Source organism: Hahella sp. HN01, assembly GCF_018986435.1.
Lineage (GTDB): Bacteria > Pseudomonadota > Gammaproteobacteria > Pseudomonadales > Oleiphilaceae > Hahella.
Window position 1 is genome coordinate 25200 of the sequence record NZ_JAHMIN010000001.1, and the last position, 25368, is coordinate 50567.

23 protein-coding genes are annotated in these 25368 nt (G+C 54.3%); 11 read left to right on the plus strand and 12 right to left on the minus strand.

From position 1 onward, the window contains the following. Positions 1-2 precede the first annotated feature (2 nt). Complete coding sequence (locus tag KP814_RS00115) at positions 3-1478, minus strand: methyl-accepting chemotaxis protein (protein WP_216734845.1); 1476 nt, start codon at positions 1476-1478, stop codon at positions 3-5. Positions 1479-2201: 723 nt separating this feature from the next. Between KP814_RS00115 and KP814_RS00120 the strand changes: the two genes are divergently transcribed. The 4 genes from KP814_RS00120 (at position 2202) to KP814_RS00135 (ending at position 6263) form a co-directional block, all read left to right on the plus strand. Continuing rightward, positions 2202-3644: an AMP-binding protein gene (locus KP814_RS00120; protein ID WP_253938076.1), complete on the plus strand. Its 1443-nt coding sequence runs from the start codon at positions 2202-2204 to the stop codon at positions 3642-3644. Continuing rightward, on the plus strand, positions 3641-5020 hold the full coding sequence (locus KP814_RS00125) for a hypothetical protein (RefSeq protein WP_216734847.1): 1380 nt from the start codon (positions 3641-3643) through the stop codon (positions 5018-5020). The genes KP814_RS00120 and KP814_RS00125 overlap by 4 nt, the downstream gene beginning before the upstream one ends. Positions 5021-5031: 11 nt before the next feature. Beyond that, the gene (locus KP814_RS00130; protein WP_216734848.1) at positions 5032-5817 is read left to right on the plus strand and encodes an enoyl-CoA hydratase/isomerase family protein; all 786 of its coding nucleotides are present in this window, start codon (positions 5032-5034) and stop codon (positions 5815-5817) included. A gap of 173 nt (positions 5818-5990) precedes the next feature. Continuing rightward, positions 5991-6263, plus strand: a complete 273-nt coding sequence (locus KP814_RS00135; protein WP_216734849.1) for a PilZ domain-containing protein — start codon at positions 5991-5993, stop codon at positions 6261-6263. 16 nt (positions 6264-6279) lie between these two features. Here KP814_RS00135 and KP814_RS00140 read toward each other — a convergent pair whose 3' ends face one another. After that, positions 6280-6669 (minus strand): hypothetical protein, encoded by a 390-nt coding sequence (locus KP814_RS00140; protein ID WP_216734850.1) that lies wholly within the window; start codon positions 6667-6669, stop codon positions 6280-6282. A gap of 545 nt (positions 6670-7214) precedes the next feature. Between KP814_RS00140 and KP814_RS00145 the strand changes: the two genes are divergently transcribed. From KP814_RS00145 to rapA, 3 genes are all read left to right on the plus strand, one after another. Next, positions 7215-9185, plus strand: a complete 1971-nt coding sequence (locus tag KP814_RS00145) for a putative nucleotidyltransferase substrate binding domain-containing protein (RefSeq protein ID WP_216734851.1) — start codon at positions 7215-7217, stop codon at positions 9183-9185. Continuing rightward, entirely contained in the window at positions 9182-9874 is a 693-nt protein-coding gene (locus KP814_RS00150) for a 3'-5' exonuclease (RefSeq protein WP_216734852.1), read from the plus strand. Before KP814_RS00145 ends, KP814_RS00150 begins: the two co-directional genes overlap by 4 nt. 169 nt (positions 9875-10043) lie before the next feature. Continuing rightward, positions 10044-12947, plus strand: a complete 2904-nt coding sequence (gene rapA, locus KP814_RS00155) for an RNA polymerase-associated protein RapA (RefSeq protein WP_216734853.1) — start codon at positions 10044-10046, stop codon at positions 12945-12947. 59 nt (positions 12948-13006) lie between these two features. Here the strand turns inward: rapA and KP814_RS00160 are convergent, their stop codons facing one another. The 3 genes from KP814_RS00160 to KP814_RS00170 form a co-directional block, all read right to left on the minus strand. Then, positions 13007-14206 carry an iron-containing alcohol dehydrogenase gene (locus KP814_RS00160; RefSeq protein WP_216734854.1) on the minus strand — a complete coding sequence of 400 codons (1200 nt, stop codon included), beginning with the start codon at positions 14204-14206 and terminating at the stop codon, positions 13007-13009. Continuing rightward, a complete protein-coding gene (locus tag KP814_RS00165) occupies positions 14203-14751 on the minus strand; it encodes an SCP2 sterol-binding domain-containing protein (RefSeq protein WP_216734855.1) in 549 nt (182 codons plus the stop codon). Before KP814_RS00165 ends, KP814_RS00160 begins: the two co-directional genes overlap by 4 nt. A gap of 172 nt (positions 14752-14923) precedes the next feature. Further along, positions 14924-15721 (minus strand): helix-turn-helix domain-containing protein, encoded by a 798-nt coding sequence (locus KP814_RS00170; protein WP_216734856.1) that lies wholly within the window; start codon positions 15719-15721, stop codon positions 14924-14926. A gap of 168 nt (positions 15722-15889) precedes the next feature. Here KP814_RS00170 and KP814_RS00175 point away from each other — a divergent pair, with 168 nt between their 5' ends. Next, on the plus strand, positions 15890-16303 hold the full coding sequence (locus tag KP814_RS00175; RefSeq protein WP_216734857.1) for a hypothetical protein: 414 nt from the start codon (positions 15890-15892) through the stop codon (positions 16301-16303). A 732-nt stretch (positions 16304-17035) separates the two neighbouring features. On the opposite strand, the gene KP814_RS00180 is transcribed toward KP814_RS00175, so the two are convergent. The 5 genes from KP814_RS00180 to KP814_RS00200 all read right to left on the minus strand — a co-directional run bounded on the left by KP814_RS00180 (position 17036) and on the right by KP814_RS00200 (position 20798). Next, entirely contained in the window at positions 17036-18004 is a 969-nt protein-coding gene (locus KP814_RS00180) for a WG repeat-containing protein (protein ID WP_216734858.1), read from the minus strand. 2 nt (positions 18005-18006) lie between these two features. Beyond that, on the minus strand, positions 18007-18714 hold the full coding sequence (locus tag KP814_RS00185) for an alanyl-tRNA editing protein (protein WP_216734859.1): 708 nt from the start codon (positions 18712-18714) through the stop codon (positions 18007-18009). A gap of 74 nt (positions 18715-18788) precedes the next feature. Next, entirely contained in the window at positions 18789-19118 is a 330-nt protein-coding gene (locus KP814_RS00190) for a DUF2288 domain-containing protein (RefSeq protein WP_216734860.1), read from the minus strand. Positions 19119-19385: 267 nt separating this feature from the next. Next, the gene (locus tag KP814_RS00195) at positions 19386-19544 is read right to left on the minus strand and encodes a hypothetical protein (RefSeq protein ID WP_216734861.1); all 159 of its coding nucleotides are present in this window, start codon (positions 19542-19544) and stop codon (positions 19386-19388) included. Positions 19545-19589: 45 nt separating this feature from the next. Continuing rightward, positions 19590-20798, minus strand: a complete 1209-nt coding sequence (locus tag KP814_RS00200; protein ID WP_216734862.1) for an RtcB family protein — start codon at positions 20796-20798, stop codon at positions 19590-19592. Between the two features lie 975 nt (positions 20799-21773). On the opposite strand from KP814_RS00200, the gene KP814_RS00205 reads away from it, so the two are divergent. Continuing rightward, on the plus strand, positions 21774-21977 hold the full coding sequence (locus KP814_RS00205) for a hypothetical protein (protein WP_127969197.1): 204 nt from the start codon (positions 21774-21776) through the stop codon (positions 21975-21977). Positions 21978-22003: 26 nt separating this feature from the next. Here KP814_RS00205 and KP814_RS00210 read toward each other — a convergent pair whose 3' ends face one another. Next, positions 22004-22492 (minus strand): hypothetical protein, encoded by a 489-nt coding sequence (locus KP814_RS00210; protein WP_253938077.1) that lies wholly within the window; start codon positions 22490-22492, stop codon positions 22004-22006. Between the two features lie 171 nt (positions 22493-22663). Here KP814_RS00210 and KP814_RS00215 point away from each other — a divergent pair, with 171 nt between their 5' ends. Continuing rightward, complete coding sequence (locus KP814_RS00215) at positions 22664-22945, plus strand: pyrimidine/purine nucleoside phosphorylase (RefSeq protein WP_127969196.1); 282 nt, start codon at positions 22664-22666, stop codon at positions 22943-22945. Positions 22946-23119: 174 nt separating this feature from the next. Beyond that, positions 23120-23503, plus strand: a complete 384-nt coding sequence (locus KP814_RS00220; RefSeq protein ID WP_216734863.1) for a hypothetical protein — start codon at positions 23120-23122, stop codon at positions 23501-23503. Between the two features lie 80 nt (positions 23504-23583). On the opposite strand, the gene KP814_RS00225 is transcribed toward KP814_RS00220, so the two are convergent. Continuing rightward, a complete protein-coding gene (locus KP814_RS00225) occupies positions 23584-25359 on the minus strand; it encodes a sodium:solute symporter family protein (protein WP_216734864.1) in 1776 nt (591 codons plus the stop codon). Positions 25360-25368 lie beyond the last annotated feature (9 nt).

Below are 25368 nucleotides of genomic sequence, written 5' to 3' on the forward strand. Positions count from 1 at the left end.
CTCTATTTCACCTTCATCGCCTTCACCAGACGATCCAGCGTATTGGCCTGAGTGTGGATGGATTTGCTGCTGGCCGCGACTTCTCCGGCGATCTGCGAAGTGTCCCGGGTGAGGTTGCGCATTTCCTGCAGGTTGTCATTCATGGCGCCGACTGTCGCGCCCTGCTGTTCGACCGCGGTGGCGATCAAAGTGTTCTTTTCCAGAATATCCCGCACCAGCTCTTTCACGCCGGTCAGCAATCCAACTGTATTTTGTGCGCCGGCGAGGCAGCGCTCCGCATCTTCCCGCCCCTCCAGAATGCCCTTCTCCACTTTCTTCTCCAGATCCTGAATGGCGTTGACGATGGAGTCGATGCCTTCACTGGCGGTGTAGGCGCGGGTGGCGAGGGTTCTCACTTCGTCCGCCACCACGGCGAAGCCTCTTCCCTGTTCGCCTGCTCTGGCCGCTTCAATAGCGGCGTTCAGCGCCAACAGGTTGGTCTGCTCGGAGATACTGGTGATTTCCCCGGTGGAAGACTGAATTTTCTGCGTGTCCTCGTTGAGCTGGTTGGTCAGATCGACCAGCGAGTCCACTGATTTGGCCAGCTTAGCGATGGCGACTTTAGAGTCCTGCGCCTCTTTTAGTCCGGATTCAGTTTTCGCATCGGCGTTGCCTGACATTTCCCGCGTCTCATCCGCGTACTGCGCCACCTGCTGCGCCGCATCCAGCATCTGCTGCATGGAATCCGCCACGCTTTCGGTTTGGTTGGCCTGACGGGACATCTGATCGCGGGTCTTTGTGGAATACTGCGCCAGCAATCCCACTTCCTGCTGCAGCGTAGCGACAGCGTTATGAATCTGCAGCACCGCCTCTTGATAGGTCTGCTGCATCTGATTGAAGGCTGAAGCCATTTGCCCCACTTCATCCTCACATTCGATCGGCACCCGCAGCGTCAGGTCGCTCTGGCTCTGCGCCTGCAACATGATGGATTTGAGTCGATTGACGTGACGCTCCACAAAGGCGATCAGTAATTGCGACGCCACCAGCAGCAGACACATCAGAACAAAAACAATCCCGGCGAACGCCGGCGCCTGATCCTTAAATACTTTCCATAAACTAGGCGCGGCGCCCAGCGCCACTTTTACCTTGCCGCCATCACGCAGATAAGCCACTACCTTGTCTGGTTCGTCCGACATTAAACTCTCCGAAGACTGCACCAGCATTCGCGGTTGCGCCGCAGCGTCGCTTGAAATCGTGCGCAAGACGTCCCGCTGCAGCGTATTAGCCGGCACTTTATCCAGTTCATACACACGCAACGGACCGGCCGTCTGCCCAGCGGGAGCGCGCACCGCCACCTTCAACTCGGACGCCAGCAGCTCAATACCGCCGTTATGAGACAAGCGCATGGAAGCCAACACCAACGCCAGCATGATGCCGAACGAAACCGCATTGACCAGCCAAAATTTATATCTAAGACCGACATTTGTGAGCCAGGACATTCGTACCACACTTGGTTATCAGGTTTACAATCGGCCGCCCACGCCTCCGCCTGAGGCAAAAACAACGACCTCGTAGCAAGTGTAGTACAAAGGTAAAAAATTTTTTTGATTCAAGCCGTTAATCAGTTTCCCTAGCGCAACGCCATAGAAAGAACAAACACTTTCGCTCCTTCTTACCAGCGTCATTCCAACCCCAGACTAATCCCGTCGCCCTTGCAGATAAGTTTACTTGTATTTACGAGATATATTATCAGCCCTTGGATATAACCTTATTTAAAATTCATTTATTTATACTTTTTCATCAATTAATTCTGAACTTTTTCCWACAACAAAAGTCGTAATCAAAGTATTAACTCCCCATTTCGAAGGGAACTAATCTCAAAGATAAAAGTTAAACAAAAAGTTAAATATATAAAGAAACGGAGAACATTCGCCGCTTCACCTAATCCATTTGTTTTACAACGATCATAGTCCATTGACATCAGGCGAACCGAGGCTTGAAGGGTTGCTTTCGCCTTGTCAAAAGATAAATAGAAGGAGAGACTTATGAACTTCACCGCTTCCGTCATTCAAAAATCAGAACTTTCCCAATCTATACAGAAGTTTCGTTTAGAACCTCTGCAAGGTTTATCTCCCAAAGATCAAATAAAATTTATCCAATATGGCCAGGGCGAATATAAGACGCCGCCCTTTAGCAATATATATTTAGCCATAGAACAAAGTATGAGGACCTTTGCAGATCAAACCGCCGTCGAGCATCTGGGCGAAAAGATCAGTTATGGCGAACTGCAAAAGCAAGTGGATTTTCTCGCAGGCGTTTTGATTTCGGCGGGTGTAAAAAAAGGAGACCATGTCGCTCTGTTTGTGCGTCGCTCCATCCCCATGGTGGTTGGCGTTCTGGCGACGCTCAAGGTCGGGGCCGCCTATGTGCCGCAGGACGTGAAGATCTGCCCGCAGGAACAGTTAAAGCTCGTCGCGCAATCCTCCGCCGCCAGGGTGATGCTTACCCTTTCTGAATACTATGACAGCGTGCCGGTTCCTCCAGACTGCGAACGCCTGTGTATCGATGAAATCCTGAGCCGCCGGACATGCGCCGATAGCGCCCCTATTCCTCCGACTTTTCCGTCAGTAGAGGAAGATGACGCCTGCTTCGTGCTGTTCACCTCCGGTACAACCGGAGCGCCCAACGGCGTCAAAGTCACGCATGGCAATGTCTGCAACCTGCTGCTGACCGCGCCGGGCGATCTGGGCATTCAACCCGGAGAAAAAGTCGCGCAGATCTTGAATATCGCCTTCGATATGGCCGCCTGGGAGATCCTGACCACCCTCGCCCACGGTGGAGAATTGATTATCCGCGGCTGCGATTTTCAGGAAACGGTCAGCCGCGCCAATGTGGTGATCGCCACCCCCAGTATTTTGAGCAAACTCGATCCCGCCGCCTGCCCCAACCTCCGTGCAGTCGCAGTCGCGGGGGAAGCCTGCCCCGAGCCGCTGGCGAGAAAATGGGCCGCCTATTGTGAGTTCTATAACTGCTGCGGTCCCACTGAAGTGACCATTGTGAACACCATGGGACGCTACCTACCGGATCAGGGCCCGCTGAGCATCGGAGCCCCCACGCCGAACAATACGGTCTACATCTTAAACGATTCACTAAAACCCTGCGCCATCGGCGAAGTGGGCGAAATGTGGGCTGGCGGCGCCTGCGTCACAGCGGGTTATATCAACAACGATGTACTCAATGAAGACCGCTATCGCCACGATCCCTTTCTGGATAACGGCGGCAAAATGTTCCGCACCCGCGACCTGGGGCGCTGGCTGGGAAATGGCGAACTGGAGCATTTGGGCCGCACTGACGATCAGGTCAAGGTCCGGGGGTTCCGGGTCGAGCTGAACTCGGTTTCCTGCGCCATAGAAGCCCTGCCCGGATGTCAGCAGGCGGTGGTGATCAAACACACCAGCCGCGACCTCGCCGCCTTCGTCAAACCCGCCAGCGTCAATCCTGCTCTGGTAAAGCAGGCCGTCGCGGCAAAGCTCCCTTATTACTGCATCCCCGATAAAGTCCTGGCTCTGGACGAGTTCCCCATGACCCCGCGGGGCAAGGTCGATAAGAAGCGCCTGGAGGAAATGCTGGCGAATATCCCCGCCTCGCAGGAGGTTCCGGCATGACGGCCTCCTTATCCAAGACGGCGTTGCAATATGCGCCCAAGGCGCCGCCGCAGAAAAAGCACATTGACCTGTCCCGCATCAAGATGCCGCAGCAACACCCTTGGCACAAATGGGCCCGGCATCCGAAGGTGATGCCTTATAACCGTCTCGCCGTACTGATGACCGCCTTTAATATCGGCGCGCTGTACTGGCTGACAAATGGCGGCTGGCGCGTAGACCAACTGCCGATGGAAACCGTGCTGAACGGCGCCCTTGTCAATTTCACCATCGCCATTCTGATTCGACAGCAGTATGTCGTTAATGCGCTGTTCGCCATCGCCACCAGCATGCCCACCCACTGGCCGCTGAAATGGCGCTGGGCCATGGGCAAGGTGTATCACTTTGGCGGAATCCATGTCGGAGGGTTCTTTTGCGGTACCTTGTGGTACGCCGCGTTCACGGTTTTCAGCCTGCTCGGAAGCTATGCCGCCCTGCCCTCGTCGATACCGATATTGGCGTCTGTTCATCTGAGCATACTGACTCTGATGATCATTCTCGCGCTGCCCGACCTGCGCGCCAAATATCACGATCAGTTCGAGTTCTCCGCACGCTTCGGAAGTTGGGCGTCCGTCCTCCTGTTTTGGGCGCAGACGCTTATTCTGAGCGCGGCGGCGCACCCTGTCAGCGAGCTGCCGTCTGCGCTGGCGACCTCGCCTCAGGTGTGGGCGCTGGCGGCGGTGACCCTCAGCATCCTGGCGCCCTGGCTGCGCCTGCGCAAAGTGGAAGTGACCATCCACAAACCTTCGAACCATGCCGTCATCGCCGACTTTAATTATGGTGTGACGCCCTTCGCCGGCTCATCGACGGATCTCAGTTTGAACCCGCTGTTTGAGTGGCATGCGTTCGCCAATATTCCGTTGCCGGGTCGGGAAGGTTTTCAGTTGGCCATATCCCGGGCTGGCGACTGGACGGGGGCGTTCATCGATAACCAGCCCCGCAAAGTGTGGGTCAAGGGTATTCCCACCGCGGGGGTCGGCAATATCGAAACCCTGTTCAAAAAGGTGGTATGGATCGCCACAGGCAGCGGCATCGGTCCCTGCCTGCCGCATCTGGTTGCGCAAGGCGTGCCGGCAAAGCTGGTGTGGGCGACGCGCAATCCCCGCAAAACCTACGGCGATGAGTTGGTAAACGACATTAAAGCCGCTCACCCGGACGCCTTGATCTGGGACACCGACACTCATGGCAAACCCGACCTCTCCAGACTGGCCTATCTGGCTTATCGCGATACCGGCGCTGAAGCGGTTATCTGCATCTCAAACAAAAAGGTCACCTGGAACGTTGTTTATGAACTGGAAAGCCGCGGCATTCCCGCCTTTGGCGCCATTTGGGATTCTTGAGGAGATTGATCATGACTACACTAATACAACAAACCAGCGTCAACGGCGTCACGACCTTGACGATCAACCGCCCGGATAAACTGAACGCCTTATCGCCCGAGCTTTTTGTCGAGTTAAAAGCCATTCTGTTGCGCCTGCAGGAGCCGGGTTTCCCTGTCCGCGGCGTGATTCTGACCGGCTCCGGCGAAAAAGCGTTCATCGCTGGCGCGGATATCGCCGCCATGCAGCAAATGTCTCCTGAAGAAGGCGAACGATTCGCCGCCCAGGGACAGGAGATCACCGCCTTACTGGAGGCGCTGCCCATTCCGGTCATCGCCTGCGTGAACGGCTACGCCCTTGGCGGCGGCTGTGAGCTGGCGATGGCCTGCGACTTCATCTATTGCACCGAGCGCGCCCAGTTTGGCCAGCCGGAAGTCTCATTAGGCCTGACGCCCTGCTTTGGCGGCTGCGTGCGTCTGAGCCGTTTCGTCGGCGCCGGACGCGCCCGCGAACTGATCTATACCGGCCGTCGTATCGACGCAGGCGAGGCGCTGCGAATCGGCCTGGTCAACCGCGTGTTCTCCGACGCCGACGCCATGCTGGCCGCCGCCCGGGATATCCTGCTGCAATGTAAAAGTCAGTCTCCCGTGGCTATTTCCCTGTGTAAACACACCATCAACGCCAGTTACGGGCGCACTACTGATGAAGCGCTGGAAGTGGAGAAAAACGCTTTTCGGCGCACTTTCGAAAGCGCTGACAAGCAGGAAGGCGTGCAGGCGTTTGTTGAAAAGCGTCCCGCCGTTTTTCCTGGCAGGTGAAAGAAAAGAGAGGAGTAACGGCGGATTAACCTGCTAGTGAAAACCAGCTGATCTAACGAGGCGTGCGCAGTCCCAGCGCGCCTCTTCTCTCTCCCTCTCGCTCATTTTGTGGTCTACACTGATAAGAAGTCCGCGTCCGCCTGACATTAATTCGAAGCGAGCCCAATGTTGTTATGAGTAGAGAAAAGCGTAACTCCCCCCGCATCAAAGCTAATTTCCGGGTTGAGCTATCCAGCCCGCAATTGGGCGTTATCGAAACCCGGACCCGGGATGTTTCCGATGGCGGGGCCTTCGTTATCATCGCCGAAGAAACCACGCCGGAATTGCACATGAAAGTGCAGATTCGCGTACTGGATCTGCCCGGAGAGCCCGGTCAATCGGTGGAAAGCGAAGTAGTGAGAATTGAGAATGAAGGGGTAGGATTGCGATTCATTCCGAAAGACTGATTTTGCAGCCTCTCGGTTACGAGGCAGGCTCTTCAGGCGGTTCGTCCAGTTTGTTCTTTTTGCTCTTCTTGTCTTTATTCTTGCCCGGCTTGTAATCCGTCTCCGGCCATGCGGACTTTATTTCCGCCGCTTGCTGCGAAGCGGAGAACTCTTCCCACAAAATGCCATTGCAGTCTTTATCGCAGGTGAAGAATTTGGCTTCAGAGTCTTCCCAGCCCAGATGACGTAGACGTCCGCCTTCGCCAGGCGCAGTCTTACGAATAGAAAAGTTCAGCTCCTTGGTGCGCCATAGCGCATATTCACCCGGCACCACAACATCAGCGGGACGCCCCAGCCTTTCGTTGTACTCCTCCACCGACTGCTCAATATCGATGACGGCAATGGCCAGATGAAATTTTTTGCTCATACAATGAGGCTCCTTCACTTACAAAAATTCGAGGCTTTGAGTGTGATAATACAACACCAAGGCGCACATGGGGTTGAACCCGTGCTGATTCCAGAATGACAGGGGGATGATAGAACAACGGAAGGGAAGCATACCGAAAAAAAATACCGGGCGGCCAGCGGAGATTCCACCTGCCTATCCCGGTTTAACATGGACAATAACGTCCATCACTCAGCGTTCACACACCATTGAAGGTCGTTCCCGGTAGTGTCTATACGACCGGGGCACAAAAAGAACCTCTGAAAACTCAGGGGCCCTCCCTATGCTCGCGGGAATAGCCCAGCTAGTCCCGTCGTTATAGTAGCAAAGGCCCCATACCGTAAAACCCCGACCTTAGTCTAAACCTTGGCCGGCCCGGCGTTTCGATCCAGTGGCGATGCGCCCTCGCCGTTTTTCTCATGCAAATTGATCTACGCCAAGCCTGGCGGCGGGACGCAGTACAACTAAAGACGTATAGTTTAGGAACACGCGCCTATTTATAAATAAGTTTAAAAAAGGTCGCCCCTATGTCCGATTCATCCCCTGACAACACGCCAAACGGAGTTTCCCGGACGCTGCTGGCGGAAGCCTCTGGCGCAGACAGCGCCATCCCTCAGAATATCCGCTCCCTGATGAATTTTCTGCGCACCTTCGTTCCTTTCAAGCAAATGGACGACGGCCCACTGGCGACGCTGCTGGAAAAATCCAGTATCGAGTTTTTCCCCGCCGACGCACCGATCATCGGACCGGAAGATGGCGCACCGGAGAAGTTCTATATCGTGAAGCAGGGGTATATCGTCGGCGAACGCGACAGCTACCGCCACGCCAACGAACTCCCCACATTCGACATCGGCCCCGGCGCCTGTTTCCCGGTAGCGGCGCTACTTGGCGAACGCCCTACCCGCACGTTGCACAAAGCTCAGGAAGACACGTTCTGCATTACCTGCAGCAAAGAGCACTTTTCCCGCATGCTGGCGGTCTGCCCGGTATTCCGCGATTTCTGTCTGCGCGGGGTCAGCAGCCTGCTGGACCAGGTCAACCGGCAGATACAGGCGCAAGCGCAGTCCACCCTGGGCGAAGACTATTCTCTCAATACGCCGCTGAGCCAGTTTATTGAACGTCAGGCCGTACATTGCGAGCCGACGCTGAGCATTCGCAAAGCGGTCAGGATCATGGATGAACGAGGCGTCGGCTCCATGGTGGTGACGGACGCCAATCGCAAACCCATCGGCATATTTACGTTAAGGGACTTGCGTCGCTTTATCGCCGATCCCGGCGCGGATCTGGATGCGCCCATATCCAGTCGCATGAACGCGGACCCGATTTCCCTGTCGCCGGACGCTACCGCCTTTGAAGCAGCGTTGATCATGGCGAAACATCATTTCGCCCATGTTCTTATCGCGGAGAATGACAAACTGCTGGGCGTTGTTTCCGAGCGCGACCTGTTTTCCCTGCAGCGGGTCAATCTGGTGCATATCGCCCGCACGCTGGCGAACGCGCCCTCAGTAGACGCTTTGGCGGCATTGCAGAGCGATGTGGCGCGCTTGGCGGAAACCATGATCGCCCACGGAGCCAGCGCCGAGCAGCTCAACCATATTGTGACCCTGCTGAACGATTACAGCACCCATCAGGTCATCCAGCTGATCATCAAAGAACAAGGCGACCCAGGCGTGCCGTTTAGCTGGATTACGTTCGGCAGCGCCGGCAGGCGCGAGCAAACCCTGCTGACGGACCAGGATAACGGCATCATTTTCGAGCTGGAGGATTCGCGCCTGTGGGAGTCGGCCCGTCAGCGCTTGCTGCCCCTGGCCTCGCGCATCAACGCGGCTCTGGACCAGTGTGGATTTACGCTCTGTAAGGGCAACATCATGGCGGGCAATCCCAAACTGTGTCTGAGCGCGCAGGAGTGGGAGCAGCGCTTCAATGGCTTTATTGACGCCGCAACGCCGCAGAACGTACTCAACTCCTGCATCTTCTTCGACCTGAGAACGCAGTGGGGCGATGCGACGCTGGCGAGCCGTATGTTCGCCCCTATCCGTCGTCGCATCCAGCAGCACACACTGTTTCAACGCATGCTGGCGACGGCGGCGCTGGAACATCGGCCTCCTCTGGGATTATTCAAAGGATTCGTCACCCGTAAAGAGCATGGCTTGGAAGGCGTGGACCTGAAAAAGCAGGGGCTGACGCCCTTTGTCGACGCCGCCCGGGTCCTGTCACTCGCTCACGGAGTGGAAGCCTCCAACACCATTTATCGGCTGCGCCAGCTCAGCGAAGCCAATGTTCTGGAAACCCGGGATGCGCGCGCCTGGGAAGAAGCATTCGACTTCATTCAACTGCTGCGCCTGCGACATCACCTGCACTGCAAGCGGGAAGGCAAGAAACTGACCAACCTGGTGGCGCCCAATGCGCTCAACGATCTCGACCAGCGCATTCTGAAGGAAGCGTGTCGCCAGGCCCAACGACTACAAAGGAAGCTCGCCTGGAGTTATCAATTATGACCTTGGATCAATTAACGGACTTTTTTTCCATGGACGCAGACGTCAAAGCCCTCACGCGCTGGTCGCCGCCTCCGCCGGGGCAGGCGCTTGAAGACATACGCTGGGTAACGGCGGATGTGGAGACAACCGGCCTTAACACAAAAAAGGATGTGGTGATCGCTATCGGCGCAGTGGAAATCGACGGCCTGAGCATCTGCCTGGAACAGACATTCGAACTGGTGATCAATGCTGACGCGCGCCTGGAAAACGACAATATTCTGATCCACGGCCTGTCCCAACAAACCCTCAGCCAGGGCGTACAGCCCAAAGAAGCAATTCATTCCTTTCTTAACTATGCGCACGGCGCCGTCCTGCTAGCCTTTCATGCGCCCTTCGACAAGGCCATGCTGGAAAAAGAAGTCCGCGCGCATCTGGGCGTCAGTTGCCGGCTGCCATTCTACGACGTGGCGGAATGGCTGAAAGCGCTTTGTCCGGAAGCGCCCTCCCATCTGCGCAGCCTGGATGACTGGTCCCACTATTTCGGCCTCTATAACGATCAACGCCATCATGCCGCCTGCGACGCCATGGCCGCCGCTGAACTGGCGTTAATCTGCCTGCAAAAAGCCTGCAGCCAAGGCGTGACGACCTGGAAAGGACTGCAGGATAAAGTCGCCGCGCGGATCAAACTGGAAAAAATGCGCGCTCATTGACAAAAAGCGAACAGGAAACAGATCCCCAGCAGTGATACCATAACGCCCTTGCGCCGGACTGCGCCTGTTCGTCACCGCGCACCGCCCGCAATCAGTGTCCGTTGCGTCATGGGAGAGCCTACGCGCCCTCTCCCGCCACGACGGAAGCACACCGTTAAATACAGCGAGAATGAGTAAATTGAGTACCCCGAATTTTGTGATCGGCCAGCGCTGGATCAGTAACACTGAGCCTGAACTAGGCCTCGGCATCATCACCGAAAACGATAATCGCAGAATCACCATCAGCTTTCCCGCCGCCACCGAGCAGCGCACCTATTCCGCCGCCAACGCGCCTTTAAGCCGCGTGCAGTATCAGGTAGGCGATAACGTCAGCGATAATGACGAGAAGAAATACACTGTCGCCGGGGTGATGGAGCAACAAGGCTATCTGATCTATGAGGCGCTTGACGAAAAAGGCCGCAAAGTCGAACTGCCGGAGCTGGAGTTAAGCAGCTTCGTCCACTTCGTCAGCCCGAAAGATCGTCTATTCTCCGGTCAGGTCGACAAACTGAGCAGTTATCTGCTGCGCCAGGAAACCCTCGGCTACCAAACCCGCCAGCAGGCGACCCAGGGCTACGGCCTGATGGGAGCGCGGGTGCAACTTCTCCCCCACCAGATGTACATCGCCAACGAAGTGGCGCACCGTCACGCCCCCAGGGTATTGCTGGCGGACGAAGTCGGACTGGGTAAAACCATTGAAGCGGGCCTGATCCTGCATCACCAGCTGTTGAGCGGACGCGCCCAGCGCGTGCTGATCGTGGTGCCGGAAAGCTTGCTGCACCAGTGGCTGGTGGAAATGCTGCGCCGCTTCAATCTGCAGTTCTCTATCCTCGACAATGAGCGTTGCGAAGCGCTGACCGAGTCCGGAGAGGAAAATCCGTTTGAATGTTCTCAGTTAGTGCTCTGCAGCCTGAACTTCATCACTGACAACGAACAGTGGCGCGAACACGCCCTGAACGCCCAGTGGGATATGCTGGTCGTGGATGAGGCGCACCATCTGAAGTGGTCGCCAGAACAACAGAGTCCCGCCTACAGCCACATCGAAGCACTGGCGCAGAAGGCGCCCGGCCTGTTGCTGCTGACCGCGACGCCAGAACAGCTGGGCCTGGAAAGCCACTTTGCGCGTCTGCGCTTGCTGGACCCCGCCCGCTATCATGATCTGGAGCGGTTCCGGGAAGAGGAAAGCCAGTATCAGCCAGTCAACGACCTAGTCAAAGAGTTGCTGGGTGAAAGCGGTCCAAAGCGTCTGCTGGACTCCAAGGATGTGCAGGCGAAGCTGGCCGGCTACCTGGGACAGGATGCGGTGGACACGCTGCTGACGGAACTACAGCAATTCGAGGTCGACGCCGACGAGGACAGCCGGGAAGAAGCCCTACACCGGGTCGAACGCGCCGTGCGCAAGCTGTTGGATCAACACGGCGTAGGCCGGGTGTTGTTCCGCAACACCCGTTCCGCCATCAAAGGGTTCCCACAGCGCGTCCTGCATTTACATCCTCTACCCCAACCGGAAGAACTCGCCACTCTGACCGCCTCCGCCAACCTGGAGCAACGGCTACACCCCGAGCGTCTGCTGGGCGCGGAATGGGTTAAAACCGACGCACGCGTAGAGTGGTTAGCGCAGTGGCTGAAACAAAATCGTCTGGAAAAAGTATTGGTGATCTGCGCTCACGCGGAAACCGCTCTGGATCTGGAAGACTTCCTGCGTTTACGCGGCGGCTACCGCACAGCAGTATTCCATGAAGGCTTGTCTTTGCTGGAGCGCGATCGCGCCGGCGCTTATTTCGCGGACGACGAATACGGCGCTCAGGCGCTGATCTGTTCAGAGATTGGCAGCGAAGGCCGTAACTTCCAGTTCGCCAGACACCTGGTGCTGTTCGACTTGCCGCAAAATCCGGACTTACTGGAACAGCGCATTGGCCGACTGGACCGTATCGGACAACGCCACGATGTGAATATTCACGTTCCGTTCTTCGAAAACTCCGCCCAGGAACGCCTGCTACGCTGGCATAACGAAGGCATCAACGCCTTTAGTCGCCCTTGCCCCGCCGGCGCGGCGATTTACCAGCGCTTCGCCGAGCGACTGGAAAGCGAGCTGGAGCAAACGGATGATCGGGATGAATTCAATCAATTGATCGCTGACACCCACCAGTTCACAGAAGAAACACTGCAGGCGCTGCAACAAGGCCGCGATCCACTGCTGGAACTCAATTCCTGTGACCCGCTGAAAGCGAACGATCTGGTTGAGCAGATCGCAGAAGACGAGCGCCGCAAAGAGCTGGAAGACTACATTGAGCGCGTCTTCAGCCAATATGGCGTGGACCAGGAGCAGCACAGCGAACGCGCGTATATCTTCCGCCCAGGAGATCATATGCAGTGCAGCCACTTCCCAGGATTGCCGGAAGATGGCGTCACCGCGACCTTCCATCGCGATCTGGCGTTAAGCCGCGACGACATGCAGTTCCTCACCTGGGAGCACCCAATCATAACCGGCGCTATGGATATGATCCTGTGCGGCGAGTTCGGCAACACCGGGCTCTGCACCATTAAACTGCCACCGTTGCAACCAGGAGCCCTGATGGTGGAGACCATTTTCCGCCTCAACTGCCCTGCGCCGAAGGCATTGCAGCTTTACCGCTTCCTGCCGAAAGAACCGGTGCGCCTGCTAATCGACGGCAGCGGCAAAGAGCTGGGCAAAATCCTGACTGCCGCTCACTTGCAGCAGCTGGGGGAAAATGTGCCCAAGCGCACCGCTCAGGATCTGGTGCGTCATGCCCGCCCGCAAATAGAACCACTGATCACCAAAGCGGAAAAAACCGCGGCGGCGCAGAAAAGCGAGCTGGTAGAGCGTTCTATCGCCCTGATGCTGCAATCCCAGCAAACAGAAATTGAGCGTTTGAAAGCGCTGGCGGAGGTGAATCCGAATATCCGTCAGGATGAGATTGATTTCCTCATCCAGCAAACGGAAACCTTGGAGAAATACCTGAAAGGCGCGCAGCTGACGCTGGACGCCGTGCGCGTAGTGATCGCCACCTAAGGCGGCGATTCGCAAAAATACCCGGCTGTCGGATCATTCCGCAGCCGGGCTCTTGCTGTTTACATATCGTCCCAAGCGCTCTTCAGCACTTCCAGCACTTCCTCAAAGTCCGCTTCCGCCGGATTGAAAATAATAGACCCATCGTCCATCGCCACATCTGCGATTTTCGGCAGCAGATCCAGACTCACTTTGCCTGTTTCCTTCAAAGTTCGCGGCAGCTTACAACGCTCGAACAGCTCATCGCGCAGTTCTCTGATCGCAGCGACCGCCCGTCTCGCACGCTGTTCCGGCGGCGTATTCGCGTATACCCGCGCTCCCGCCAATGGCAACAACAACTCCGCCAACGGCTCGCGAATTTTGCCTTTACGCAGGTTGTATTCCAGCACATAAGGCAGGAACAAACTCATGCACATCCCATGTGGCAGATGACAAATAACTCCCAGCGCATGCCCCAGCGCATGCACTAATCCGACCATGGAATTGGAGAACGCGATGCCCGCCATAGTTGAAGCTTGCGCCAGCTCCAGACGACCTTGCGGATCTTTCGGATTCTCCATCACTTCCAACAAGTGTTCGCTGATTTTCTTGACGGCGGAAAAAGCATAGGCGTCGCTGAGCGGATTCTTGGCCATACAGGTGTATGCTTCAACTGCATGGGTAAGCGCGTCCATCGCCGTGGCCGCAGTGATGTGTGCGGGCAATGTCAGCGTCATGCGCGGATCGATAATCGCCGCATTTGGCAACAGGAAAGGTGAGCCGAAAGGCAGCTTAACGCCTTTTTTCCGATCGGCAATCACCGCGACCGAGGTGACTTCCGACCCGGTGCCCGCCGTCGTGGGGATGACGAAGAAGGGCTTGAGCGGACGCTTCAACACACCGGCGCCAGAGTACTTGGCCAGATTGTCGCCCCCTTCGGAAACCAGAATATTAACGGCTTTCGCGGTATCGATTACCGATCCGCCGCCCACGGCGATGATGGAATCCGCTCCCTGCTCTCGGTACACAGCAGCGATATTGCGTACCACTTCAGTCGACGAGTCCGGCGGCACATCATCAAAAATAGACGCCATCTCCACACCGCCTTCGCTGCAGGCGGTAATCACATAATCCGACAGTCCCGCGCCACGCACGCCTTTGTCAGTAATCATTAATGGATTCGATACGCCCAATGCGCTGAGTTCAAAAGGAATATGCTCCAGCGCAGCCTCGCCTGCGATCACTTTGACCGGGCAAAAAAATTCGTAATACCCTTTGCTCATGCTGCTTTCCTCTGCTCAGACAAAAAGTTGGTCGCCACACGCAGATATATCCGCGCGCCCTGAATGAGTTTTTCCGGGAGTGTTATAGAGGGATACTCTTTAATCGCCATCTCCGCCACCAGTTTCGGCAGGATAAAGGCCTCCAGACGGTTCAAGGCTCGCACCATCCGCACCGCGCTGGAAATATCGCCATCCACCACCATACGGTCATTGGCGAACGCGGTCGCTGTGCTTTCCTGGAATGAAAGCATGCGGAAGGCGTGTTCGATGTGCTTGATATAGATGGTTAAATCCGCCTCGCCATCGGAGTCGGACAAGAAAATAAATGAGCCATCCGCGGCTTTGCGCAACATCAGCCCCGGACCCGCGGGCAATACCTTCATGGCGAAGGTGAAGTTTTCCGGAAAAGCCGACAATTCCCGCTGAATTTCATTATCTTCCTGGGAAATCGCCTGCAACGCACGGCCAACCACCTGCATCATGGTCGCCACATACAGCCGTTTGGCGCGGCTGATCGCCTGACTCTTGAGTTGCTGAATTCTCACGCTCCACCCACCCTGAGTTGTTGTTATACCGCTGCTTGATTACGTGTATCGCTACAACCGAAAAACGTCACTTTCCGGGCAAGCCATAACGTAACAAACGAGTTAGAGCTTTTACTCTAGACAGAAAGCCCGTTTCCGTCAATAGAAGGCGGTGAAGCGCAGTGAAACCGACCTAAAGCCCTCCACAATGGCTGCGCCAATAGGCTTCAGTGGCGTCATCCAGCGGAAAGAAATGTTCAATGCGAATGTCCCTGACCGTGATATCCAAGGGCGCGCCAAAGCTGGAGATTGAGCTGAACATTCTCAGCTTCACACCGTCCAGATTGATATTGAAGTTGATGACAGGAGTATCCAGACTCTCCAGGTTGCGTTTTTTCCAGTCAGAAGGAATGCCTTCGATGCTCAATAATTCTTCAATAAACGCTTCATCCTCCGCTGCACCCGCCTCCAACGTATGCTCTCGCCAAATACGTTGCAGCATGTGACAGGCCAGCAATTCCCAATCATCGACAAAAGACCTCAGCCCATCCTGAGCCAGAAAGACCTTCATGAAATTCGGCGTCTCGCTGATCGCCATGCCGGAAACCATAAGTCGTTGCATCATAAATTGCTGTGCCGTGTTCGCCTGAATCAGGTTGTAATGTCGGTCCAACACCACAGCGGGATACGGCATGTGCGACTGCATCAGCTGCGCCAAAGCCTTGCGCACTGGGGCCATGGAGGCCGCATCCAGACGCCGCTCACCAAACACCTGACTGTATCCAGCCAGCGTCAACAAACTATTGGTCGTCGTCATGTCCACTCCCAATATCCGCGCCATATGCAGCACCATCTCTCGACTGGGCTTGGAGCGACCCGTCTCCATAAAACTGATATGTCGCGAAGACACCTCTGCTTCCAAAGAAAGCTCAAGCTGACTGAGCCGTCGCGCTTCTCTCAGCTCCCGTAACCTCACGCCAAATGCGCTCATAACTATGACTCCCGACTCTAATTTCTTTATGGCTGCGCTTTCACTCGCCTCAATTTGGCCAATATGCCCGCCAGAAGCAACTACCCGCCATTACCTCAGAGGTAATTGTTTAGCGTTAGTCCCTGCTTCAAAAATAGATCCGCAGACACCTCAATCAGGAGAAGACTTATGACCCAAGTAAAAAATCGCCAATTGCTGGCTAAAACACTTTATGTCAATGCAGCCCTTTCACTGCTTCTGGCGATTGATCTGATACTGTTCCCATCCTGGTTCGCGGCCAAGGTGGGCGGACTGGCGACAGAGGTTTACATAGGATTAGGTATAGGGCTGGCGATATGGGCGGTGGATGTTTTTCTCGTTGCGCGCTCTCCCGCCTGGCAGGACAAGTTTTCAAAGTGGATTGTTTATCTCGACTGGGCCTGGGTGCTGGCCAGCGTGCTGGTGGTTGCGGTATTCAGCAGCAGCTTTTCGGGGCTTGGCTTGTTTCTGATCATCGCGATCGCGCTAGCGGTGACAATACTTGCGCTGCTGGAACAGTCCGCAATAGGTAGGAACGAGACGGTAGGAAGTGCTAGAGTCTAAAGACGATAGCAACAATTGAAACGCAGAAAGACAAAAGGCGCAGCTTCCCAGCCGCGCCTTTCGTATATCCCTATAATCCCTGACCGCTTCCTACGGTTAAGACATCATCCTTGTTGCATCCCTGCTTCCCAATCCCTGGGTGTTCGCTTTCGTCTCCTTACGATTCACATATTACGGATTCATGGGGCGCCACAAAATAAGCTTTCTCTGCTTGGCTTGTGAGACATTCGCCCAAGATCGAAGGAAAAATATCTCCGCCCCAAAAACAAAAGGCGCAGCTTCCCAGCCGCGCCTTTCGAATTTCCCTATTTTCCCTGACCGCTTCCTGCGGTGAAGACATCATCCTTGTTGCATCCTTGCTTCCCAATCCCTGGGTGTTCGCTTTCGTCTCCTTACGATTCACATAATACGGATTCTCGATGGGCCACAAAATAAGCTTTCTCTGCCTGGTTTGTGAGACATTCGCCCGTGTCTCGTAAGACGATGTCGTTTTCCCCGTATTGCGCCCTTAAAACGCAAGAAGGCGCAGCATTCCTTGCTGCGCCTTGAGATTTGAACGCTTCCCTTGCCGATTCCTATGGCTGTTCATCGTCCTTGTCGCTTCCTTTCCTCGCATCCTTACGTCCGTCAGTGCATCTTGCGGGTTAAATATTAGTAATCTTGAGAAGCGAAAAAAATACTATATGTCTGCTCTACGTGTAGGAGATATCTCACAAGCTTGTGAAGCCCCCTTCAACGGGTTTCAATTACTTTGGTACAGGCGGCTTTCGGCTCAGGATTGTTCAGCTCCAGACACATGCGTTTACATCTGACGCTGGTCGCCACAGCCGGCTCGCTCTCGCAGTCAAAGGTCACCGCCACAGCAGCGCCGACAACCTCTCCCACACGATGCTGGTCGCCTTCAAAAAAGAGGGCGCCAGCGCCGGATACATCGATAATCGCCCACTGCTGTGGCTTGTCTATGGCCAAGACTGTCGCGTAACCAGAGGAAAACTCCCCAGCATAATAAAACTGCGGTGATATGGCCCATTCGCCTTTGTTGTTGATATATCCCCACAATGTATCCGAACGAGCGGGAGCCAACCCATCAGAAAAGCGGCCCGCCACCTGAATCTTGCGGGGTACGGAAGCCACGCGCAAGCCCTGCTCATTAATGATCCAGCCCGGCTCAGTGATGTCCTCACTCTCCGTCTCCACATAGGCCAGGCCTTCGCTAAAACTGGTAATGCGTGAGAACTGAGGCGCCAGCAGCAGACGGTCTTCATCCAGGTTAAAAAACCCCCATTTGCCGTTGTAATTGACGGCGACAATAGCGCTATGAGGAGTAATTTCTATGTGGTCATACACCAGCGGAATAACAATCTCACCGCTATGGTTGATCGCCCCACAACCCAAGCGCCCCATTTGTCCTACAAGACATACCTGCGCATAGGCGCCAATAAAACCGTCAACGCAGCGATCAAACCAACGGTCGCCAACTGGCAGTCCCTCCAGGGAACGATACCGGCAGCGACCTTCGCGTAGCTCTTGCTCATACCCCATATCGAACTGAATTTTATCGTCACAACGAGGCGCGTTGTCTGTGACTTCACATTGCAACGTGGAAACATCCACCACAGAGGGCGCAGCCCATACCTGGGAGCATATGCTGATCGCCAACGAGGCGGCTAAGCCGATGCAGGACAAGACCCTCTTCAACATGATCACACGCTCGCCAATGCCAGGTTTATCCGACGATTACCCTTGCCTTTATTTTCGATTTTCCCTATCACAACAGGGCCAATTTCAGCGGTGTTTTTTACATGAGTACCGCCGCAGGGCTGTAAATCAACGCCGTCCACGCTCACCAGCCTGACTTGGCCTGCGCCTCTTGGCGGCTGCACGGACAATGTTCGGACCAGCTCTGGCTGGGCGTCTAGCTCTTCATCGGTAATCCAACGATAACTGACAGGATGACCCGCTGTGACCAACGCGTTAATTCGGTTTTCCAACTCCTCTTTGTCGGGAGAATAATCCAGATAGAAGTCCAGGCGACCTTTGTCCGCGGATATATTGCCTCCGGTTACAGGCGCTTCTATCAGGGAACACAATAAATGCAGACAGGTATGCATCCGCATGTGCGCATAGCGACGCTCCCAGTCGATACGAAGCGTCAGTTCCATGCCTTCCTTCAAGCCTTCTGAACTGTCCAGAATGTGCAAGATTCCTTCGCCGTCCGGGTCTTTGCGGGTGTCTATCACCTTCCAGATCCGAGCATCCCAGCTTTCCAGCTCACCCGTATCACCGGGCTGTCCACCGCCCAGAGGATAAAATATCGTCTTATCCAGCAATACTGCGTTTTCCTTGATCGCAACTACCCTGGCGACACACTCTTTTGCGTATGCGTCTTCTCTGAACAGCTCCTGCATCATCATTATCACCCTGCGCTACGTATATGCTTTTCTTGCTTTTCCGTTACCAATGCCCGCGCCTTTTTCTATAACTCTCAGGCGGGCTTATCTTGCACCAGCACCCAAGGCGCTACAACAACCGCCCATAGTTCATAGCTTTCGTCATGCCAGCGCTGCGCCGTCTCCGCCGTCACGCCACCCAGCTCGCCGGATTTGATCCAGGCTTCTACCTTTTGTTTGTCGTCCTGGGCCACCGCTGCGGCCATTTCTATCAAATCAAGCTCTGCGGACACCAATACGACTTGCCCCTTCGCATAAAAACGCTCCAGCTCGCGCCAATTAATTCTCGCTGTATCAGACACCAGCTTCGCGCGCAGCTCATCAGCAGGAGACAAGGGTTCACCAGCGTTATTAATCTCTGTCATCAATCATTCTCTAATCAGTTAACTTTCAGAATGTCAGGCTGGCGGACATTATCAGAAATGCATGGAGCAATATCCACTCTTACGGTTCGGGCATGTCATTGGGAATAGCTAGCAGTGACGGTTTACAGGCCAAACGCGCGAAAATAGAAGCCGGATATAAGACTTAGGACTCGAAAATATCGTAATAAGAAAGAGAGAAGAGGAAGAGAAGAAATAGTCGAGATGGGGTGAGGCGTATCGAGTGTGTTGAGCAAATAGCGGAATAAGTTAACGCCACTCCCCGGCAAGCTGCCGGGTGTGACGTTTTTGCGCAGCGCGTTTAGCGCCAGCGCTCTTTTCGTGGATTCCCCCTTTTCGCATCAAAGGGTTAATTGCGTGGGGATTTCTTGCTTTCACAATAGCCTTGCGGCCCGCTTTTTTACTCATAATTGCATTCTCCAAATTCGCCCTAATGGGCTTTACGGTTTTCGCTTATCCTTTGATACAGATAAGCTGTTTAAGTTCATGAACCACTTCAACCAAGTCCGATTGATTCTTCATGACTTCATCAATGTCCTTATATGCAGAGGGTATTTCATCCAAAACGCCCTTATCCTTTCTACACTCGACGCCCGCCGTCTGTCTCTCAAGGTCATCGCGAGTAAAGCGCTGACGCGCCTGCATACGACTCATTTTACGGCCGGCGCCATGAGAGCATGAGCAGAAAGACTCCGGATTGCCCTTGCCTCTCACAATGAAGGATCTGGCGCCCATACTTCCTGGAATGATGCCAAGCTGCCCTTCCTTCGCACTGATCGCGCCCTTACGGGTGACATACACATCCGCGCCATAATGTCGCTCTTTTTGCACGTAATTGTGGTGACAGTTAATCGCCTCACACGTAGTCGAAAACGGCGGCAAAAACGGTTGCATGGCTCTCAACGTCAAACCAAGCATTTCCTCCCGATTCACTCTTGCGTATTCCTGGGCCCATTCAACTGCATCCAGATAAGCCGCAAAATGAGGACTGCCTTCTTCAAAGTAGGCCAAGTCCCGATCGGGCAGGTTGGCGATATGTCGAGACATATCTTTACGGGCGCGCTCGATAAAATAGCGCCCGATCACGTTACCGATTCCGCGACTACCGGAATGCAGCATCACCCAGACATCCTGGCTTTGGTCAACACACACTTCTATAAAGTGATTGCCGCCCCCCAGGGTTCCAAGCTGTCGCACCCAGGTCTGTTGCGCTCGCGGCAGCATTTTGCTCAGTTTCGGATGTTGCTCCAGCAGCCTGTCCGCCCCTGACGCCAGGGATTTGCATGCAGCAAACCTGGACGAGACAGAGGAGTGCGCACGATGCCCGACAGGTACTGCACGTTCAATCGCTGAACGAATCCGGCTTAAATCGTCCGGCAACTGCGACGCTTTCAGCGACAGCCTGACGGCATTCATGCCGCATCCAATATCCACTCCCACTGCGGACGGAATAATCGCGTTACGAGTAGGAATCACCGAGCCGACTGTCGCGCCAATGCCAACATGCACGTCCGGCATCGCCGCAATGTGGGAATGAATGATTGGCAGACGCGCCAGGTTCTTCAATTGGGACATAGCTTGATATTCCACTTCCGCGGTGAAAATTTTCACCGGTGCGGAACCTGCGTCCCCAGATTTATTTAACTCAATAAAAACAGGCATAAATTTCCTGCGCCGACACTAACAAACTAAGGGTCGACGTCCTTACATGGCCTTACTTGCCCGCGCCAACGCGCCGATAAGAAGGCCTTCTTCATGGAAATGAGCCACAACGAGAGGGGATTAAAACGCAAAAACCCCGATCAACGTCAGTCAACCGGGGTTTTCGTGTGGAGGGTCCCGGCTCGAAAGGCTCTATTTATTCGCCTTTCAAGCCAACGCACTTGAAAGGCTTCTAGTCTGATTTTTTGCTCTGACTGATCAACACTTTCAAATGCCTCCTTAAATTCTGGTTTCTAGTTGGCTTCCTACTATTTGAACCACAACAGACTGTGGATTTTGTTTCCAGCGAAAGCCGCTTAACTGAAAACTAAGCGCGGCATGATACGGTATGGAGTCACCCCACGCAACAGCAAAGTTCCCCTGGGGGAACTCTATGATGAATACCTTATCTATCTGTGTAAAACTCAGACTGATACTCCATGGATAAAGAGTTCAACAAGAAAAAGGGGATGGCCGCATGTTCGATTTCACTGACATAGCACACTGGGCTCAACTGCTATTGGTGCTGGGAATTGCTTTTTCAGCTTACTTTTTACTGTTGCTCATATTAGAACAATGGACCATTAAGAGAGGAAGACTCAAGCCTCTGAAAAACACCAATTGGGATGACGTTCGCCAGTTGCGGGATCGGGGCCAACTATACTGGGCTATACGCCGCTTGCGCCAACTGAAGCGAAGGAAAGGGGTCAGATTAAACTACGAGGATGCCTGGAAAGCTCTGAATGACCTATAGTCAATTCGTAATCCTCTATTTCTTCGCCGATTCTCGTACTTCTGTCACAAACTGACGTTAAATGTCACTTTGCACCTAACGCCCCTAATAACAAACCACATAACATTCTGTTTTTATTGAAAAAACAAAATTGGCACGCAAATAGCTTATTAGATGGCAAGGATTTTTCTGGAGCGCGTTAGATGGCTAAATCGACAAAAGTTATCCACATCAGCAATACCCGACCCTCGTCGGCGCTGAATGCGCTCAACCGTATTACAGGCCTGGATTGGGGCAGAATGCCCAAATCACTGGTAAATGATATTGCGGAAGCAGCGCAACAGGAATGTGAAGAGGAGCCCAATCGGGCGCAACCCAGCCTCATGAATACCATGAAAGCCGGGTAGCAAATCAGGAATGTCTTAGAGAAATATCAGGCGGAGCGTTGGTTGGTCGCCGCCTGTTCGCTGGCGTGGCGTTGTACGTAGAGCTCTTCCACCGCAAAAGTTTCACCGTCCCGGGTTCCACCGCAGCAGGCTTTCATATAAGTGATCTCACCCTGCACTTCCAGCGTCACACAGCCTGAAAGCATAGTTGATGTGCTTGTGCTCAATTTCGCCTCATCAACCATTACCGCAAACTCGCCACGATCATCACGATACATGATCCACAGAGAAACAGGCTGTTCTGGTGGCGTCAAAAAACGCAACCATACGGCAGCGTTAAACGTTTTCTTTACTTTGGGGGCCCGTTTTGGCGTTGGCGCTTCCGCCTTGGCGCTTTTGCGCAACATGCGCACGAAATCAAGCCGCGAGCCTTTGTCCAGCGATCTGCTTTGTTTTGACGGATCTACGTACTCGGTACGAGGCACGTCCGCCAAAACCTTCAACTTCAATAACTTGCTTGGCATCGCCGAAGACATTCCCACCTCCTGTTCATCATTGCTCTACTTTAATCATTCGGCCATCGACAAAGAGTGAGCATTCTCCCCCGCAACCTGCCCATTAGCGCACACTTTTACCAAACAAAACATGCCGCAACAGAACGTTACAACCCTGTGTTATACTGCCTCTCCATTTTTGGAGAGATAACCATGCTGAAGGTAAATGAGTATTTTAACGGCAGAGTAAAATCCATCGCTTTCCAAACAGCGACTCTGCCGGCGACGGTCGGCGTCATGATTCCTGGAGACTATGAATTTTCCACCAGTCAACACGAGACGATGACCGTTGTAAGCGGAGCCTTGAGCGTCAAGCTGCCCGGAAGCGAAAGCTGGACGCGATTCAATGCGGGGGACCGGTTTGAAATACCGGCAAACGCCACATTTAATCTGAAGGTTGCAGTTGACACCGCTTATCTGTGCACTTACGGGTAAAAGCGTATATACAGTAGCCGCCCAATACGCCCTAGGACACCCTTTTTTTCATTTTGAAACAAGTCGTTAGCCAAGCCGGCAACATAGCAAAAATGCATTAGGGTTGAAATCGTCCATATGGCCGCCATCTAATAAAGTTAATATTCAAAACCAACCAATTCGGGACAAGACAAAATGAATGAATCTCAATCCCCCGAGATGACTATGGACGTCAATAATCTGTATCTGGAAGAAGTGATCACAGATCAGAAAATCGGCGCTATCAGACGCCTGACGCCAGTTGACGCCAACGGCGCCAAAGATGAGTCGCGCAAAGTACTGTACTACGGACAAACCCAAATGATGACTCCAGCCGGCGCCCTGCCTCTGAACTTCGAGCTGGAAGCGGACTCCCTGGAACACGCCGTAAAAATGTTCTCCGAAGCAGCAAACAAAGCGATGCACCAGACCATCGAGGAACTTAAAGAGATGCGCAGACAAGCCGCCTCTTCCATCGTTGTTCCTGGCCAGGAAGGCATGGGCGGCATGCCCGGCGGCGGTAAGATTCAGCTACGCTAAGCCGTACTTTTAAGTCAGCAGACTTTGCCCAATAAAAAAGCGCCCGAAGGCGCTTTTTTATTGCTTAATTAACTTGCCAATCAGTGACCAGCCACTGGCGCCACAGCGCCTCTGGGCACGCGAATATCCTCCACCAGATCCTGAATATGGGCGGGCGGTTCCGCAGTCATCTTCGCAACCACCGTAGATACGACGAAGTTGAAGACCATACCCAGCGTGCCGATGCCTTCTGGTGAAATACCGAACCACCAGTGCTCCGGCGTATTCGCCGCAGGATTCACGAACTTGAAGTAGACGATGTAGCTGAAGGTGAATATCAGACCTGTCAGCATACCCGCAATCGCGCCCTCTTTGTTCATGCGCTTGTAGAAGATTCCCATAATGATCGCCGGGAAGAAGGACGCCGCCGCCAGACCGAAGGCGAACGCCACTACCTGAGCGACAAATCCCGGCGGGTTAATACCGAAATAGCCCGCTACAGCAATGGCCGCCGCCGCCGCGATACGCGCCGCCAACAGTTCCTGCTTCTCCGAAATATTCGGCATCAGGTTACTCTTCAACAAGTCGTGGGAGATTGAGGTGGATATAACCAGCAACAATCCCGCCGCAGTGGACAACGCCGCCGCCAAGCCGCCTGCTGCAATCAGCGCTACTACCCAACCAGGCAATTGCGCAATTTCAGGGTTGGCCAGCACCATGATGTCACGGTCGACATAAAGCTCATTCGCGCCTTCTGTCGGAGCATTAGTCAGCATACGCTCGCCACTGGCGCCGCGCTGATCGCTGGCGAAGTCAGGCTTACCTGCGAACGCCGCTCCGGCGGAATACTGAATCTTGCCGTCGCCGTTTTTATCCTGCCACGCCAGCAATCCGGCATTTTCCCAGTTCTGGAACCACCCAGGCAGCTGCTGATATTCCGCATTGTTAACGGTTTGCACCAGATTCAATCGGGCGAAAGAAGCGACTGCAGGCGCAGTGGTGTACAGAATGGCGATGAACAACAACGCCCAACCTGCAGACAAGCGCGCATCGCTGACTTTAGGCACAGTGAAGAAACGCACGATAACGTGCGGAAGCCCCGCTGTTCCCACCATCAAAGCCAGGGTGATTGCGAACGTATCGATAGTGGACTTGGACCCGCTGGTATATTCCGCAAACCCGAGATCAATCGAAATCTGGTTCAGCTTATCCAGCAGATAAGTGTCCGTTCCCTGCACAGTATCTCCGAACCCAATCTGAGGAATGGGGTTGCCAGTCACCAGTATGGAAATGAAGATGGCCGGGATCATATACGCAAGAATCATGACGCAGTATTGCGCCACCTGGGTGTAGGTGATGCCTTTCATGCCTCCGAGCACTGCATAGATAAACACAATGCCCATGCCGATCATGACGCCAAGGTTGATATCCACTTCGAGATAACGGGAGAACACAATACCTACGCCGCGCATCTGCCCTGCGACATAAGTAAAGGAGATAAAGATAACGCAGACGACCGCCACCATCCTCGCCGCTTGAGAGTAGTAACGCTCTCCCACGAACTCAGGCACGGTGAACTTGCCGAACTTGCGCAAATAGGGCGCGAGACACATCGCCAGCAGCACGTAACCGCCGGTCCATCCCATCAGATAGACCGAGCCGTCGCGACCAACAAACGAAATAATCCCCGCCATGGAGATAAACGACGCCGCCGACATCCAGTCGGCGCCAGTGGCCATGCCGTTCGCAATCGGGTGCACGCCTTTGCTTGCGACATAATACTCACTGGTAGAACCGGCTCTTGACCAGATTGCTATCCCGATATAGAGAGCAAAGGTCGCGCCGACGATTATATATACTAGAACCTGGGTATCCATATAGGCCTC